Origin of the sequence: Sorangium aterium (assembly GCF_028368935.1) — a bacterium.
Classification (GTDB): domain Bacteria; phylum Myxococcota_A; class Polyangia; order Polyangiales; family Polyangiaceae; genus Sorangium; species Sorangium atrum.
This window is the reverse complement of record NZ_JAQNDK010000001.1, coordinates 1,050,729-1,066,460: the sequence shown is the minus strand read 5'-3', so window position 1 is coordinate 1,066,460 and position 15,732 is coordinate 1,050,729. Positions and strand designations below refer to the sequence as shown.

Genomic DNA, 15,732 nt, shown 5'->3' with positions numbered 1-15,732 from the left:
GCCCTCCCTCCGCGCCCCTCGATCTTTTGTGAGCGGTGACGAGGCGGACCCCCGGCGCGCTCGCGGTGGGCCTCGTGCCGGCTGGGCTCGCCAAGGCGCCTGCCGCGCGGACGGAGGGCAGGGGTCGCGAAGGCTCAAGGGACGAGGCGTCCCACGAGGTAACCTACCGCGATGGATATCTCCTCGATCCCCGCAGCCAGCCCGCCTCCCAGCGAGATGGCGTTGCGTCTGGAGCAGCACCGGCAGGAGCTGACCGGACACTGTTACCGGATGCTCGGCTCCGCGTTCGACGCGGACGACGCCGTGCAGGAGACGATGGTGCGGGCGTGGCGCAGCTTCGATCAGCTCGAGGGCAGCGCGGCGATGCGATCGTGGCTGTACCGCATCGCCACCAACGTGTGCCTCGACATGCTGCGGGGCCGGTCGAGGCGGGCTCGACCGATGGATCTCGGCCCGGCGGGCTCGGCCGAGAACCCGGTCCTCGACACGCTGGTGGAGGCGACGTGGGTGCTGCCGATCCCCGACGGTCGGGTGCTGGCGGCGTCCTGCGACCCGGCGGAGCTGGTCTCGTCGCGGCAGACGATCCGGCTCGCGTTCGTGGCGGCGCTCCAGCGGCTCCCGCCCCGGCAGCGCGCGGCGCTGCTGCTGAAGGAGGTCCTGTCCTGGGAGGCCGCCGAGATCGCGGAGCTGCTCGGGATGACCGTCGCCTCGGTCAACAGCGCGCTGCAGCGCGCCCGGGCGACGATGGGCCAGGACGAGAAGACCGACCTCCATGAGCCGATGAACGAGGCGCAGCGGTCCCTGCTCGGCCGCTACGTCGCGGCCTTCGAGCGGCAGGACGTCGATGCGCTGGTCTCGCTGCTCCGGGAGGACGCGACCTGGTCGATGCCGCCCTACCGGCTGTGGCTCCGGGGGCGTCCTTCGGTGCACGCCTGGCTCCTCAAGGTGGGCGAGGGGTGCAGAGGCTCGCGGCTCCTGCCGGTGGCGGCGAACGGATCCTTCGCGCTGGGGCAGTACCGGCCGAGCGGCCCTGGCGGCGCCTTCGTCCCGTGGGCGATCCAGGTCATCGAGCTGTCCGCCGGGGAGATCGTCGGGGTGTGCTCGTTCCTCGACGCCGAGCGGCTCTTCCCGCTCTTCGGCCTGCCCCTCCGGCCCGAGGCGTAGCTCCGAAAAAAATCTTTCGGACGACCGATGAATCGGGCGCCGTCGCGCGGTCCTAGGGATCGAATCGGCCGCGCCGCGCCACCGTGACCCCGGGGTGGGCGGACCGATCTGTCCAGAACGACCCGGAGGAGACGATGGAGATGAGCGCCTTGATGTCGGAGAAGCACGTGGAGCCGGTGGTGGTGTCGAACAAGAAGGTCTGGGCCGGGCGTGTCCTTAGCGGCCTCTCGGTGGCGTTCCTGCTCTTCGACAGCATCGGGAAGCTGATGATGGTGCCCCAGGTGCTGGAGGGGTCCGAGCAGCTCGGATATCCCGTGAGCTCCGTCCGCGGCATCGGGCTCGTCCTGCTGGCGAGCGTCGTCACGTACGTGATCCCGCGCACCTCCGTGCTCGGCGCGGTCCTGCTGACGGGCTTCCTGGGCGGCGCCATCGCCACGCATGTGCGCGTCGACAACCCGCTGTTCAGCCACGTCCTGTTCCCTGTGTACGTCGCCGCGATGATCTGGGGCGGGCTGCTCCTGCGCGACGAGCGGCTGCGCGCGCTGTTTCCGCTCCGGAAGTAGCTGGGGTCGAGAAACCGCCGCGCGATCGAGGAGTCGGAGCGGCTCGCGCGGTCCGATCGAGGAACGCCCGCCGTGCCGGGCGAGCACCCAAGGAGAGACGACGATGCGATTCTTGATGCTGTATCGACCTGACAAAAGCCAGGAGCTCTGCGCACCCGATCCGGAGCACATGGCGCAGATGGGGAAGCTCGTCGAGGAGATGACGCGGGAGGGCGTGCTCCTCGGCACCGACGCGCTCCTCCCCACCGCGATGGGCGCGCGCGTCCGGAGAGCAGGCGCCGAGCTCACCGTGAGCGACGGGGCGCTCCCGGACATGAAGGATCCGATGGTCGGCTACGCGCTGATCCGGGCGGCCTCGAAGGAGGAGGCGATCGCGGGGGCGAAGCGCTTCCTCCATGTCGCGGGGGAGGGCTACTGCGAGGTGCTGCCGCTGATGGACGGGCCTCCGCCCTCCTGAGCGCGCCAGCCGTGCGCCGTTGCGCTGTCGTCTGAATTGTACAGCGTGACGGCTGTTTGAAGCCTCCGGTTTGAGTTTCATCTCTCCCGGGAGGGTGTCGACAGCCTCCGGCCAGAGCTTCATCTTTCCCGGGAAGGTGCCGACAGCTTCCGGCCAGAGTTTCGTCTTTCCCGGGAAGGTGTCGACAGCCTCCGGCCAGAGTTTCATCTCTCCTGGGAGGGTGCCAGCACCCTCCAACCGGTCGCTCGAGAGGTCGAACCGCCCTTGACTTAGTGCGTGCGCTAACTTTTACGTTGGCGTCCGCCGCCGCGGCCTCTCCGTGGCGCCAAGGAGCCCAACCATGCACACTCGCAAGCTCGGAACTCTGCAGGTCTCCGCCCTCGGCCTCGGCTGCATGGGCATGAGCGATTTCTACGGCGAGCGCGACGAGGCCGAGTCGATCGCCACGATCCACCGCGCCATCGAGCTCGGCGTCACGCTGCTCGACACCGCGGACATGTATGGTCCCTTCACGAACGAGGAGCTCGTCGGCCGGGCCATCGCGGGCCGGCGCGATCGCGTCGTCCTCGCGACCAAGTGCGGCATCGTCCGCGACCCGAACGACGTCACGGTCCGCGGCATCAACGGCGCGCCGGCGTACATCCGCTCGGCGTGCGACGCGAGCCTGCGGCGCCTGCGCGTCGATGTGATCGATCTCTACCAGCTGCACCGCGTGGATCCGAAGACGCCTATCGAGGACAGCGTCGGCGCGATGGCGGACCTCGTGAAGGCCGGCAAGGTGCGTGCAATCGGCCTCTCGGAGGCGAGCTCGTCGACGCTCCGGCGCGCCCACGCCGTGCACCCGCTCGCGTCGGTGCAGACGGAGTACTCGCTCTGGACGCGCGATCCCGAGGACGACGTGCTCGCCACGTGCCGCGAGCTAGGCATTGGCTTCCTCGCGTACAGCCCCCTCGGCCGCGGCTTCCTCACGGGGCAGATCCGGCGCTTCGAGGATCTCGCGCCGGACGACTACCGCCGCATCTCGCCGCGGTTCCAGGGCGAGAACTTCCAGCGGAACCTGGATCTCGTCGCGAAGGTCGAGGGCATCGCGCGGGAGAAGGGCGTGAAGGCGTCGCAGCTCGCGCTCGCCTGGGTGCTCGCGCAGGGGGACTTCATCGTCCCGATCCCCGGCACGAAGCGTCGCACCTACCTCGAGGAGAACGTCGCCGCGGAGGCGCTCGAGCTCACCGAGGGCGATCTGCGGCGCCTCGACGCGGTGGTGCCGAAGGGCGCGGCCGTCGGCCTCCGCTACCCGGAGCCGGGCATGCAGCTCGTGAACCAGTGAGCGACGCGGCCTGAGGACCGCGCGCACGCCGATCCGGCGCGCGGCATCATGTGTCTTCGGGCGCGGGGTCAGCCCTGTCTTTCGGGCGCGCGGCGACCCTCGCCTCTTCGGGCACCCCGGGCAGCCGGAAGACATGCAGGGGGCCCTCGGACGAGAGCAGTCCGGCGAGCGCCGGATCGGTCATCACCTCGAGGAGGTCGCGCTCCGTGTCGTCGACCGTGCACCGTCGCCGCACGAGGCGGACGACCTGCGAGTAGTCCACGTGATCCGGATCGTGCGCGAGCCCGAGGGGTTGCCACAGGGTGTGCTGGCCGTACCTGTGGGCCGCGCCCGGGTCGAACCAGCCGTAGTTGGCGGCCCGGTCGGGGCGATCCGCGAGGCGGTTGGTGAGTACCCAGTGCTTGCCCACGTTCTCGATGAGCCCGGTGCGCCCCGCGACGTGCTCCTCGACGCGGCGGTGATGCTCCAGCATGCGGGAGGTGCTGGCCATCGTGGCATCCGGGGCGCCGATGCACGGCGGGATCCGCACGCTGGCCTGCTCCCACACGAGGTCGCAGAGGTGCGTCGTCAGCAACGCGCACTCGAGCAGATCCGCGATTCGCTGGGTCGTCCGCGCGGAGGCATTCACGCGGACGGAGTCCTCCGCGTCGCCGATGCGGAGCGCGTCGGCGCTCACGAGGAACGTCGCGCGGCGATCGTCGAGCTGGCTGTACACAGGGACCCACGAGATCGGCGCCAGGTAGCCGGCCTGCACCGCTTCCAGGATGGCCTCCTCGCGCGCCGCGCACGCGTGCTCTGGAAGGCCTGCGACGAAATCGGTGCCTCTCAGGACGTCTGTCATGCTCCCCCCTCCCGCGAGCGCGACCGCGGCGCTCGAGGTGGAAGCGTGAGCGGAAGCGGGCGCGGCAGGAAGGTGTTTCGCTCTCTCGTCTACGGCCGCACGCTCCCGTGCCGCTTTGCGCTGTCCGTCCGCTCGCCCTAAGCTCCGCCCCATGTCGCCCCCGGCGAGCCGTCTCTCCCTGCGTCCGTCCCGCGCGCCCCGCGCACCCCGCTTCCTCTTCGCCGCCTGCGCCGCCGTCCTCGCCGCGCAGGCGGCAGGCTGCGGCTCGAGCGCTTCCCGGGGGCCCGACGCAGGCGCCGCGATCTCGTCGATCGACGCGCGCTTGCGCGGCAGCTTCAGGCTCGTCCGGTTCGAGCCCGAGGTCCCGCTCGAGCCGATGCTCGCGTCGATGCTCGAGTTCCAGTACGCGCACTTGGTCGTCCGCTTCGATGGGAAGCGCATCCTCGCCGACTCACCCGGCCTCCACGTGGACCGCGCCTACGAGATCCGCGACCCCGCGTGGGATCGGTTCAAGATCGTCTCCTATGACGAGGCGGGGGTCGCCTACGAGGCGCTGTGCGAGTTCTCGGGCCAGGAAGAGCTCATCGTTCACGCACAGACGCCGCCCTGGAAGGGCGTCGCCACGCTCCGGCGGGCACAGTAGCGGGCGGCCGGCCCTCTCGCGTCGACGCCCGTCAGCAGCGGAGCTGGAGCAGATCCGCGCGCGATGCGCCTGACATGCTCTCTTGATGAGACGAAGAGACGGATGCTCGTGCAGGCCTGCTCTGGTGCGCTCCGGTGCGTCGATGGAATGACAACGCATGCGCTGTGGGATGCGCTGCACGCGCCTCCGGCACGCTCGAAGTTGACCCGGCGCTATCGTCCTCTGGTAAGATAGCTAGGACGGACGTAACTGTCCACACGGCGCGCCAAGGAATCACCGGATCATGAACGACGGCGAAGCGGATGTTGTCGCTACGATGCGAGCGGAACTGGAGATGCTCCGCTGGCGCAACGCCGAGCTCGAGCGGGAGCTCGCCGAGAAGCAGCGCGTCGAGGACGCGCTGCGGGAGAGCGAGGCGCGTTACCGGGGCATCGTCGAGGACCAGACGGAGCTCATCTGCCGCTTTCGGATGGATGGCACGCTGACCTTCGTCAACGACATCTACTGCCGGTACTTCGAGAAGACGCGGGAGGAGCTGGTCGGCCACCGCTTCATGCCGATGGTCCCCGACGAGGACGGGCCGCACCTCGCTCGGCAGTTCGCGAAGCTCGGCCCCGAGAACCCGATCGTCCACACCGAGCACCGCGTCATCCTCCCGAACGGCTCGATCCGCTGGTTGCACTGGACCAACCGCGCCCCGCTCGGCGAGGGGGGGCCGCTCGCCGAGTTCCAGGCGATCGGCGTCGACGTCACCGAGCGACGGCACGCGGAGGACGAGGTGAGGCGCCTCAACGCCGAGCTCGAGGCGCGCGTGGCGGACAAGACGAAGCGGCTCGAGCAGATGGTCCGCGAGCTGTCGACCCCGCTGATGCCGGTGGCGGATCAGGTCATCGCGGTGCCGCTGATCGGCTTCCTCGACAGCGACCGCGCCGCGGCGACGCTCGAGACCGTGCTCAACGGGGTCGTCACGCACAGCGCCAGGACGGTGGTCCTCGACATCACCGGCGTGGGGGTCATCGACTCCCAGGTGGCCGACTCGCTCATCCGGCTGGCCAAGGCCGTGAACCTCCTCGGCTCCCAGGTGGTGCTCACCGGCATCCAGCCGCGGATCGCGCAGACGCTGGTCGCGCAGGGCGTCGGCGTGGGCGGCGTCGTGACGCTTCGGACCCTGAAAGAGGGTATCGCGTTCGCCCTGCGGCGCGGGCTCACCGCCTCTCGACCTCCGGCCCTCCAGGGCAGCTAGCTCCGAGCCTCGGCGTGCGCCGGAGAGGGCGCGCCTGCCCACTATCCAGTCTCACGTCCGATCGTGTAGCCTCATCGACGATGGCGCACACGCAAACGACTGATCAACCCGACGTGCATTCGGCTGCTCACGGTGCGAAAGCCGGCGAGGGCTTTCAGGGGTTAGGAGGGGACATCGACTCGCGCTACATCAACGAAGACATCGCGCCCGTGCGCTCGGACCAGCGCAAATGGGGGATGAAGGACATCGCTGCGCTCTGGGTCTCCATGTGCGCCTGCACGCCGACGTACATGCTCGCCTCGGGGCTGATCTCCGAGGGGATGAGCTGGGGGCAGGCCGTCCTCACGATCCTCCTCGGCAACGTCATCGTGCTCGTGCCCATGATCCTCAACGCGCACGCGGGCACGAAGTACGGTATCCCTTTCCCCGTCTATTGCCGGAGCGCGTTCGGCGTCCGAGGCGCGAACGTGCCCGCGGTGCTGCGCGCCCTCGTGGCCTGCGGCTGGTTCGGGATCGGGACGTGGCTCGGCGGGTGGGCCATCTACAAGATCGTGGCCGTCTTCGTCCCGTCGATAGAGCAGATGCCGCCGACGCCGCTGGGGATCAACGTCCCGCAGCTCGTCTGCTTCCTGTTCTTCTGGGGCATCAACATCTGGATCATTCGCATGGGCATCGAGTCGATCCGGATCCTGCTGAACGTCAAGGCGCCTCTCCTGATCGGCCTCGGCATGGCGCTGCTCCTCTGGGCCTATAGCCGCGCCGGCGGGTTCGGCCCGATGCTCGAGAAGCCCTCGTCCTTCGGGGTGGGGCAGCCCAAGGAAGGTCAGTTCTGGGTCTTCTTCTTCCCGGCGCTCACGGCGATGGTCGGCTTCTGGGCCACCCTGGCCCTCAACATCCCGGACTTCACTCGCTACGCGCATTCGCAGCGCGATCAGGTCATCGGGCAGGCGATCGGCCTGCCGCCCACGATGGCGTTCTTCTCGTTCATCGGCGTCGCCGTCACCTCCGCCACGGTCGTCATCTACGGCGAGACCCTCTGGGATCCGGTCGTCGTCATCACCCGCTTCGAGAACCCGGTCGTCTTGATCATCTCGCTCGCGGCCCTCTGCATCGCCAACCTGGCGACCAACATCGCCGCGAACGTGGTGAGCCCGGCCAACGATTTCTCGAACCTCTGGCCGTCGCGGATCTCCTTCCGCACCGGCGGCCTCATCACAGGCATCATCGGGATCCTGATGCAGCCGTGGCGGCTCGTCAGCGACCCGACGGGTTATATCTTCACATGGCTCGTCGGCTACTCCGCGCTGCTCGGGCCCCTCGGCGCGATCCTGATCGCGGAGTACTACGTCGTCCGCAGGACCAACCTCGATCTCGCCCAGCTCTACAAGCGGGGGGGGATCTACTGGTACGCGGGCGGGTGGAACCCCATCGCGATCGTCGCCCTCGTCCTCGGCATCCTGCCCAACTTGCCTGGCTTCTTCGGCACCATCAAGGTCGCGACGGTCTCCAGCGCATGGATGGATCTCTATAGCTACGCCTGGTTCTCGGGCTTCGCCATCTCGTTCGTCGTCTACGTCGCCCTCTCGCTGATTCGCCGCCCGGCCAAGCTCGCCGCGGCCTGATCTTCATCGCCTCGCGGCGAGGCGCGCGACCCCGCCGCCCATTCAACTCAGCATCAGCGCGGTCAGCCGCGAACGCCGCGTCTTTCCCGCGGAGCGCGCTCCCGAGGACGCCCTCTGCCTCGGGAGCGCCGCCGGCGAGGAGCCGACGGGCTGCGTTTTTTTTTGTACGCGGGCATTCATCTCGTGATCAACGACGAGACTCCCCCACGGCAACAACGTTGTTGTGGGGCGGGGCCCCACCGTGGGAGACCTGTGGTGTGTTGTGGAGCGCTCCCGCCGCCGAGGCACTCCGCAAAGTGTCTTGCCAAACAACGTGGGTTGATTCCATTCGTCTGTCCCTTGCTCCGTGGGCGCCTTTCGATGGATCATAAAATGTCGCTCATCTCCCGCCTTCGAGGTGCCCATGAAGAAGCTCGTCCTCTGGTCGCTCCCGGCTCTCGCCCTGGCCGCATGCGCTGATAACGGCACGCCTGTCGACGAAACACCGGCCGTCGCGGGCGCCCCGATCACGGTCGCCGCCGCCCGACCCTACTCCCTCTTCGAGAGCGGCCAGGTCCGCCCTCTCGCCCTCTCGCCCGACGGCTCGATGCTCTTCGCCGTCAACACGCCTGACAACCGGCTCGAGATCTTCAAGGTCCGGAGCGGCGGGCTCGAGCACCGCGGCTCCGTCGCCGTGGGCCTGGAGCCCGTCGCCGTCGCGGCCCGCAGCGATGACGAGGTCTGGGTCGTCAACCACCTCTCCGACAGTGTGAGCGTCGTCGACGTCTCGAAGCCGCGGAAGCCCCGCGTCGTGCGCACCCTGCTCGTCGGCGACGAGCCTCGGGACATCGTGTTCGCCGGCGCTGGCAAGAGCCGCGCCTTCATCACGACGGCGCACCGCGGGCAGAATAGCCCTGTGGATCCGGCGCTCACCACGCCGGGCGTTGGCCGCGCCGACGTCTGGGTCTTCTCGGCGGCGAGCCCGAGCCCCGCGCCGCTCAACATCATCACCCTCTTCAGCGACACGCCGCGCGCGCTCGCGGCCACGCCCGACGGCTCACGCGTCTATGCGGCGGCCTTCCACTCAGGAAACCGCACAACGGTGATCGAGACCAACGTGGTGAACCTGGGCCTCGGCCTGCCCCCGCCGACCACCAACGCCGCCGGGGTCGCGCAGCCCTCGGCGCCCCTCATCGTCAAATTCAACGGGACGCACTGGGTGGACGAGCTGAATCGATCCTGGGACGACAAGGTGAACTTCTCGCTGCCCGACAAGGACGTCTTCGTCATCGACGCCCTGGCCGACCCGCCCGCGCCCGTCGCGGGGGCCGGGGGCGTGTTCCGGGGAGTCGGCACGGTCCTCTACAACATGGCCGTCAACCCGGTGAGCGGGCGCGTCTACGTGGCCAACACGGAGGCGTTCAACGAGAATCGCTTCGAGGGCCCCGGCGTCTTCGCCGGCCACACCGTGCGCGGCCGGTTCAACCACAACAACATCACGGTGCTCGATCCAGCGACGGGCAGCGTCGCCCCGCGGCACCTGAACAAACACATCAATTACAGCGCGTGCTGCGCCCCGGTCCCGAACGCCGAGAACCGGAAGAGCCTCGCGCTGCCCACGGGCATGGCCGTCTCCAGCAACGGGAAGAAGCTCTACGTCGCCGCGCTCGGCTCGGACAAGATCGGCATCTTCAACACCGCGGCGCTCGAGGCCGACACCTTCGTGCCGAGGCTCGCGCGCCAGATCCCGGTCTCCGGCGGCGGGCCCACCGGCGTGGTCCTGGACGAGGCGCGCGGGCAGCTCTACGCCCTCACGCGCTTCGACAACTCCATCTCGATCATCGACGTCGATGACAAGGCCGAGGTCGCGCACGTGCCCATGTACAGCCCCGAGCCGGAGAGCGTGGTCCGCGGCCGCCGCTTCCTCTACGACGCGTCGTTCACGTCGAGCCACGGCGACTCGGCGTGCGCGAGCTGCCATGTCTTCGGCGATCTCGACAGCCTGGCGTGGGACCTCGGCGACCCCGACGCGGTGAACAGGCCGATGCCAGGCCCGTTCGTGCTCGATCCGACGATCTTCGGCGCGCCCGCCGAGTTCGCCGCGCTCAAGGGGCCGATGACGACGCAGAGCCTGCGCGGGATGGCCAACCACGGCCCGATGCACTGGCGCGGAGACCGAACTGGCGGGGAGGACGCGCCGAGCGCGCAGCCGAACAGCGGCACGTTCGACGAGGAGGCCGCGTTCAAGAAGTTCAGCGTCGCCTTCGTCGGCCTGCTCGGGCGGAACGCGCCCATCCCCGCGGCGGACATGCAGGCCTTCACCGACTTCGCTATGCAGGTGATGTATCCGCCCAACCCCATCCGCCACCTGGACAACTCGCTCACCGCCGATCAGGCGGCGGGCAAGGCCTTCTTCACCCTGCCGCCCAGCGAGGGCGGCGCGTGCGCCTCGTGCCACGTGCTCGATCCCACCGCCAACGCCGAGTACGGGGTCGAGTTCCCCGGCTTCTTCGGGACCGACGGGCGCTACACGTTCGATTTCATCTTCCAGAGCTTCAAGGTCGCCCAGCTCCGCAACGTCTATCAGAAGGTGGGGATGTTCGGCATGGTGCAGAACCCCCGCTTCAACAACCGGAATTTCGAGTTCCAGGGCGACCAGATCCGCGGGTTCGGCTTTGGCCACGACGGGACGATGGATACGGTCTTCCGCTTCCACGATCAGAACGGCTTCAACGAGGCGCCGGGGGTCGCCGGCTTCCCGCCGGGGGCGGCGGGCGAGGTGCTGCGTCATCAGGTGACCAAGTACCTTCACGCCTTCGACAGCAACCTGGCGCCCATCGTGGGCCAGCAAGCGACGCTCGCCGGCGCGGGCGACACGGCCGCCGAGCTGCGCGTGGATCTCCTGATCGCGCGCGCCGACGTGGGGGAGTGCGATCTCGTGGCGAAGGTCCGCCTCCACGGGGATGAGCAGGGCTTCCTCTATCAACAGGGCGCTGGCACGTTCCTGCCCGACAGGGCGGCGAGCCCGGCGATCAGCGCGGCGGCGCTGCGCGCGATCGCGGGGCCGAACAAGGCGCTGACCTTCACCTGCGCGCCGCCCGGCTCGGGGACGCGGATGGCGCTCGACCGCGACGGCGATGGGGCGCTCGACGGTGACGAGGAGGACGCGGGGAGCGACCCGGCGGACCCGGCGAGCACGCCCTGAGGCCCCGAGTCCGAGCCCGCGCGGCGAGCCCACGCCGCGCGGGCGCCTTCGCGCCCTCGCGCGCCGCCTTCACATCACCTTGGCCGAGGCTTCCTCGCAAGCCACGCACGCTCGCCCCACGGGCACGCGAAATCCTGCGGCTTCGTCAGGATCCAGAGCACCGGGAGCGGCGGCGGCGCCGGGGGCGTGGGCCCCGCGCCGTCCGTGAAATAGATCACGCCGGCGACCTTCCGCGCCGCCAGGAACTCCGGGGCGAACACCGGACGCAGATCGGTCCCGCCGCGGCCGCCGACCTCGTCGAGCCGCCCGTCGAACGCGTACACGCGCCCGATCTCCACGTCGCACTCGACCACGGTGATGCGCGCCGACTCGCTCATCACCTGCAGCTGCCGGGCGATCTCCGAGAGCTCCTCGCGCCGCATGCTCATCGACGTGTCGATCGCGACGAGCACCGACGGCTTCGTGATCGCGCGGGGCGCGTACGTCCTGCCGGGGACCTCGCCGACGCGGCCCGGGAAGCGCCGGTTCGGCCGCGCGTACGTGTGCACCGGCGCGCGCTCCCTCGCCACGAACATCCTGAGCGCGGTCTTCCAGTCGAGCGGGTGCGCGGGCGGGCCCAGCGCGTCCGTCAGCTCCTCGATGAGCCGCCCCGGCGTCTTGCCCGCGAGCAGCAGGCCGGGCACGTCCGCCGGATCGCCGTCCTCCGCGAGCGCGTCCGCCTCCTCGGCGGCGCGCAGCAGGAGCTGCCGCGTCTGCTCCACAGCGCCCGGCTCCCGCGAGGGGCGCCGGAGCACGCGGTGATCGTCGACGGCCTCGCCGCCGCGCTGCGGGAGCTTGCCCTCGCGCGCCGCGCTCACGAGCAGCTCGTAGCGCTCGAGCGTGCTCTGGCCGCCGCGCAGGCCGATCGAGGCGTAGGGCTGCCAGCGGATCGGGTCGGGGAGCGGCTCCTCGATGTACTCGTTGGCCGACATCTCCAGGGCGAGGTCCATGAGCTCCGGCTCGTCCGCGCCCGCGAACTTGGGGTGGCACAGGTGCCCGAGCGCGACGTGGTGCACCTCGTGGAGGAGCACGCCCCGCAGGAACACGGGCTCGTTCATGAACGACTCCACGTTGACGTGGAGGAAGAAGCGGCCATCGAACAGCGAGACGGCCATGCGCTTGACCGAGGGGTCCGCGACCGGCGCGAGCCGCGCGAGGATCGCCGCGTAGCAGGGGTACTTCTCCAGGAAGCCGGGATCGCGCACGAAGGCGTCGAGCCACGCGGCGAGCGCGTCCTCGGACACCTCGCCGCGCCCGCCGCGCCCCGCCGCCTCGCTCATTGCGGCCGGACCGGCGTGACGCCGTGCTTCTTCAGCGCGCCCGCGAGCCGGAGGGCCCAGCGCTCCGGCAGCTGCGCGAGCAGCTGGCCAAGGCACACGCGCGCGACGTTGCTCCGCCGCACGTCGACGAGCTTCGCCTGCTGCGCGAGGTGCGCCGACAGCGCGGTCACGACGAGCCCCACGCGGTGCTGCCGCAGCGGATCGGCGCGCCACGCCAGCACCTTCTGCTCGGCGGCGCTGCCCGCATAGTTCTGGAGCAGCTCCTCGGGGCGGACGTCGATGAGCTGCGTGGCCGTCGCGTTGCCGCCGAGCGCGTCCTGGAGGCGCTCGCGGTGGTCGCCGGGCAGGTCGGCGAGCAGCGCCTCGAACGCGCCCAGCGACAGCTTGCGCTGCGCCGCGAGCACGCCGACCTCGGGCCCCTCGAGCAGCGGCGCGAGCCGCGTCGTCACCTCGTCGAACCGGTCGGTCTCCCCGCGCTCGCGCGCCCCGCGCAGCACCTTGCCCGCCGGCGAGCTCGGCCCGTAATCGGCGAGCAGCGCGCGCAGATCGAACGGCAGCCGCGTCGACCAGGTGTCCTTCGACGCGAGCAGGAGCTCGACCCAGCTCGGGGGCAGGTACCCGCCCAGCGTGTCGCGCAGGAGCACGCCGTCCGCGAGCTCCTGGGGGCGGAGCGCGCTCAGCACGTGCGACGCATAGGTCCAGGTGCGCGGGGGGACGTCGTCCAGGACGCGCTCGTGCGCCTGCGCGAGGGCGATCACGCCCGGGTGGAGCCCGTTCACCTGCGCCCAGGCGAGCCAGGACGCCCGGTCGGCGCGGACGTTCAGGTGAAGGAACCGCGCGCGGAGCGCGCGATCGAGGGGGGTCACCTGGTAATCGGCCGACTCGGGGTTGACGGCGGCGAAGCACACCCACCCCGTGGGAAGCTCGTACTCGTGCAGCCGCCGGGCGCTGAGCAGCTGGAGCGCCGGCTGCTGGATGTAGCGCTCCGCGCGGTTGAGCTCTTCGAGCATCAGGATGCCGGCGCCGTCCTGGGGAAGCACCGACGGCGCCGCGTAGGTGGTCCGGCCGTCCCGGATGACCGGCAGGCCCACGAGGTCGGGCGGCTCGAGGAGGCTCAGATCGAGCACGACGGTGGCGATGCCGAGCCGCTCGGCGAGCTGACGGACGAGCTCGCTCTTGCCGATCCCCGTGGGCCCCTCGAGCAGCACCGCGCGGCGCGCGCGGTAGGCGAGCTCGAGCACGGCCTCGAGGCGCGGCCCGACCGGGATGGGCGCGGAGCGTCCCTCGAGGAGGTTCGGTGAAGTCGCCGGGGCCGGCCTGCCCGGCGCGTTGCCATCGGATCTGGGCTTCGTCACGGATGAAGAGGGGGTGCCGCGCGAGGGCGAAGAAAGGGCCGCCGAGGCCCGGGGTCCAGGAGGGTCGGCCCTTCCGTACCCGACGGGCTTCCGGCGCGCTTCGTCTTTCTTGCCGGGTCGCCCCGAGCTCTAGCAGCCGCTGCGCGGCCTGTCATTCACCACCGCCCACGCGACGGGGCGGCCCGCGGCGCGCTCAGGCGCCAAGGAGCAGCCCGAGGCTGGCTGCGAGCGCGGCGTCGCTCCACGAGGACAGCCCGCGGGGCAGGAGGACGGTCGCGTGATGCGGCCGGCCTTCGCAGCTCCGCGACCCCTCGTAGGTGCGCCCCGTCCGTGTGAGCTCGTAGCTACAGCGCCCGATCGTGCCCGTGAGCTGCCGTTCGTCCAGCCGGTAGTCGGAGAGGGCGCCGGCCAGGAGGCCCCGCGCGTGGAGCCCTGCCTCCGCCCGGGTCACCGAGAGCTCCAGCGGCATGGCGCCGACGGTGCCGGCCGCGCGCTGCCCCGTCGCGGTGACGTTCACGGCCTGGTCGAACGCCACGCCCCGGACCGTCTGCCCGTCGCGCCCCCTATCGGCGGCGTACACGCCGAGGTTCACGTCCGGGCCGACGACGCGCCCCGGCTCGATGTCGGCGCTCACGAGCTCGCCCCGGGCGGTCAGCAGGATGAACTCGTTCGGCCCCGCGGCGCGGAAGATGTCCTCGCGCGCAGGGGATTCGGCGGCCGGCGCCGTCCCGCACGCCGCGGTGAGCGACAGCGCGAGCGCGAGTAGCCAGACAGCGCGCCCGGGGAGCAGGTTCATCCGCATCGCAACACCTCGACGCCCGACCGGGTGTGCCCGATCGGCCACGCGCAACGTGATGCCGGCGATGCCGAACCGGTAGATGGCTGTCCCGCCGGGAGCGCGCTTCACGGCTCCGTTCCCGATGACATCAGGGACAACCCCAGCTCCTCCGTCCCGATGGCTCCTCCGATCGGCCCTCTTTAGCGAGGCAGATCGAGGGGGGCGCAGGTCGAGACGCCGGCGCCGACGATGCGGAAGCCGATGTCCGTCATGTAGTCCGTGTCGATCGAGCCGTCCGACGGGCGATAGCGGCTCACGTTGGTGGTTCGCGACGGGGACCCGAGCTCGCTCGGGGCGGTGTAGAAATAGAAGTCGCCGCCCCAGAACGAGAACGCCCAGGAGCTGGGGGTCTCGATGCCCGGCAGGTCCGTGGCCTCGATGATCTCGCCGGTGTCCTTGTCGATCTCGGCGAGCTGCACCGGGGTGGTCGTGAAGAAGCCGAAGAGGCGTCCATCCCCCGTGCCGGTCAGCTCCGCCGAGATGTCGCGCATCGAGCCGCTGAACTCGCCGACCGGCGTCACCGACGCGCCCTCGATCCTCCCCAGCCCGATGCCCGGCGTGCTGGTGGCGCCTGCCACGAAGAGCTCCTCGGTGTCCGGGCGCGAGAGGTCGCTCGAGAAGCCCATGCCGAGCCGGGCCCATCCGTCGGAGAGCGTGGCCCCGGAGGGCTCGCAGCTCGCGTCCTCGGTGCTGACCTTGAACAACGTCCCCTCGCTGTCGTCGGCCTCCACATAGTTGACCCACGCCACCGCGTTGCGATCGACCGCCATCGAGTTGGGATCCATGCCGGTCCGGCACCCCAGGACACCAATCTTCGTGAACTCCTTACGATCGGGCCTGAAGCTGTAGAGCTCGTTGTCCTGTGAGAGCACATACACGAGGGAGGCCCGCTCGATGCACCCGTTGTTCGGGGCCCCACTCCCGTTGTCCCCACTCCCGATGTCTCCGCTGTTCCCGCCGATCCCGGCCCCGGAGCCAAACGGATCGTCCTGGCCGCCCGCGCCGCTCGCTACGCTGCTATTTTCGGCACCCGAGGACGGGTCGGTCTCCGTCGCGGACGTGCCGCGGTTGGACGCGCTGCAGCCGGCCGCCGCGAGCGCGATCCAGAAGCACCCTCGTGCGATTCGCATATCCGCTCTCCCTTTCGCGTGATTCGCTCTTATAGCCGCGAAGCGCGCG

General features: G+C 70.3%; 13 protein-coding genes. 8 read left to right on the top strand and 5 right to left on the bottom strand.

Annotated features, from left to right (window positions below):
• Positions 1 to 171: 171 nt before the first annotated feature.
• The 4 genes from POL72_RS03795 (at position 172) to POL72_RS03780 (ending at position 3,508) form a co-directional block, all read left to right on the top strand.
• Entirely contained in the window at positions 172 to 1,164 is a 993-nt protein-coding gene (locus POL72_RS03795; protein WP_272093625.1) for a sigma-70 family RNA polymerase sigma factor, read from the top strand.
• Between the two features lie 140 nt (positions 1,165 to 1,304).
• Complete coding sequence (locus POL72_RS03790) at positions 1,305 to 1,727, top strand: DoxX family protein (RefSeq protein ID WP_272093624.1); 423 nt, start codon at positions 1,305 to 1,307, stop codon at positions 1,725 to 1,727.
• A gap of 103 nt (positions 1,728 to 1,830) precedes the next feature.
• Positions 1,831 to 2,184 (top strand): YciI family protein, encoded by a 354-nt coding sequence (locus POL72_RS03785; protein WP_272093623.1) that lies wholly within the window; start codon positions 1,831 to 1,833, stop codon positions 2,182 to 2,184.
• 340 nt (positions 2,185 to 2,524) lie between these two features.
• Positions 2,525 to 3,508 (top strand): aldo/keto reductase, encoded by a 984-nt coding sequence (locus POL72_RS03780; protein WP_272093622.1) that lies wholly within the window; start codon positions 2,525 to 2,527, stop codon positions 3,506 to 3,508.
• A 46-nt stretch (positions 3,509 to 3,554) separates the two neighbouring features.
• Here POL72_RS03780 and POL72_RS03775 read toward each other — a convergent pair whose 3' ends face one another.
• A complete protein-coding gene (locus POL72_RS03775; RefSeq protein ID WP_272093621.1) occupies positions 3,555 to 4,349 on the bottom strand; it encodes a hypothetical protein in 795 nt (264 codons plus the stop codon).
• 151 nt (positions 4,350 to 4,500) lie between these two features.
• Between POL72_RS03775 and POL72_RS03770 the strand changes: the two genes are divergently transcribed.
• The 4 genes from POL72_RS03770 to POL72_RS03755 all read left to right on the top strand — a co-directional run bounded on the left by POL72_RS03770 (position 4,501) and on the right by POL72_RS03755 (position 11,041).
• On the top strand, positions 4,501 to 4,992 hold the full coding sequence (locus tag POL72_RS03770) for a hypothetical protein (RefSeq protein WP_272093620.1): 492 nt from the start codon (positions 4,501 to 4,503) through the stop codon (positions 4,990 to 4,992).
• Between the two features lie 316 nt (positions 4,993 to 5,308).
• Entirely contained in the window at positions 5,309 to 6,235 is a 927-nt protein-coding gene (locus tag POL72_RS03765) for a PAS domain S-box protein (RefSeq protein ID WP_272093619.1), read from the top strand.
• An 80-nt stretch (positions 6,236 to 6,315) separates the two neighbouring features.
• Positions 6,316 to 7,857: an NCS1 family nucleobase:cation symporter-1 gene (locus POL72_RS03760; RefSeq protein WP_272093618.1), complete on the top strand. Its 1,542-nt coding sequence runs from the start codon at positions 6,316 to 6,318 to the stop codon at positions 7,855 to 7,857.
• Between the two features lie 403 nt (positions 7,858 to 8,260).
• Positions 8,261 to 11,041 (top strand): hypothetical protein, encoded by a 2,781-nt coding sequence (locus tag POL72_RS03755; RefSeq protein ID WP_272093617.1) that lies wholly within the window; start codon positions 8,261 to 8,263, stop codon positions 11,039 to 11,041.
• Between the two features lie 74 nt (positions 11,042 to 11,115).
• On the opposite strand, the gene POL72_RS03750 is transcribed toward POL72_RS03755, so the two are convergent.
• The 4 genes from POL72_RS03750 to POL72_RS03735 all read right to left on the bottom strand — a co-directional run bounded on the left by POL72_RS03750 (position 11,116) and on the right by POL72_RS03735 (position 15,683).
• Complete coding sequence (locus POL72_RS03750; RefSeq protein WP_272093616.1) at positions 11,116 to 12,360, bottom strand: vWA domain-containing protein; 1,245 nt, start codon at positions 12,358 to 12,360, stop codon at positions 11,116 to 11,118.
• Complete coding sequence (locus POL72_RS03745) at positions 12,357 to 13,715, bottom strand: AAA family ATPase (protein WP_272093615.1); 1,359 nt, start codon at positions 13,713 to 13,715, stop codon at positions 12,357 to 12,359. Before POL72_RS03745 ends, POL72_RS03750 begins: the two co-directional genes overlap by 4 nt.
• Positions 13,716 to 13,908: 193 nt before the next feature.
• The gene (locus tag POL72_RS03740; protein ID WP_272093614.1) at positions 13,909 to 14,622 is read right to left on the bottom strand and encodes a hypothetical protein; all 714 of its coding nucleotides are present in this window, start codon (positions 14,620 to 14,622) and stop codon (positions 13,909 to 13,911) included.
• Positions 14,623 to 14,693: 71 nt separating this feature from the next.
• A complete protein-coding gene (locus POL72_RS03735) occupies positions 14,694 to 15,683 on the bottom strand; it encodes a hypothetical protein (RefSeq protein ID WP_272093613.1) in 990 nt (329 codons plus the stop codon).
• Positions 15,684 to 15,732 lie beyond the last annotated feature (49 nt).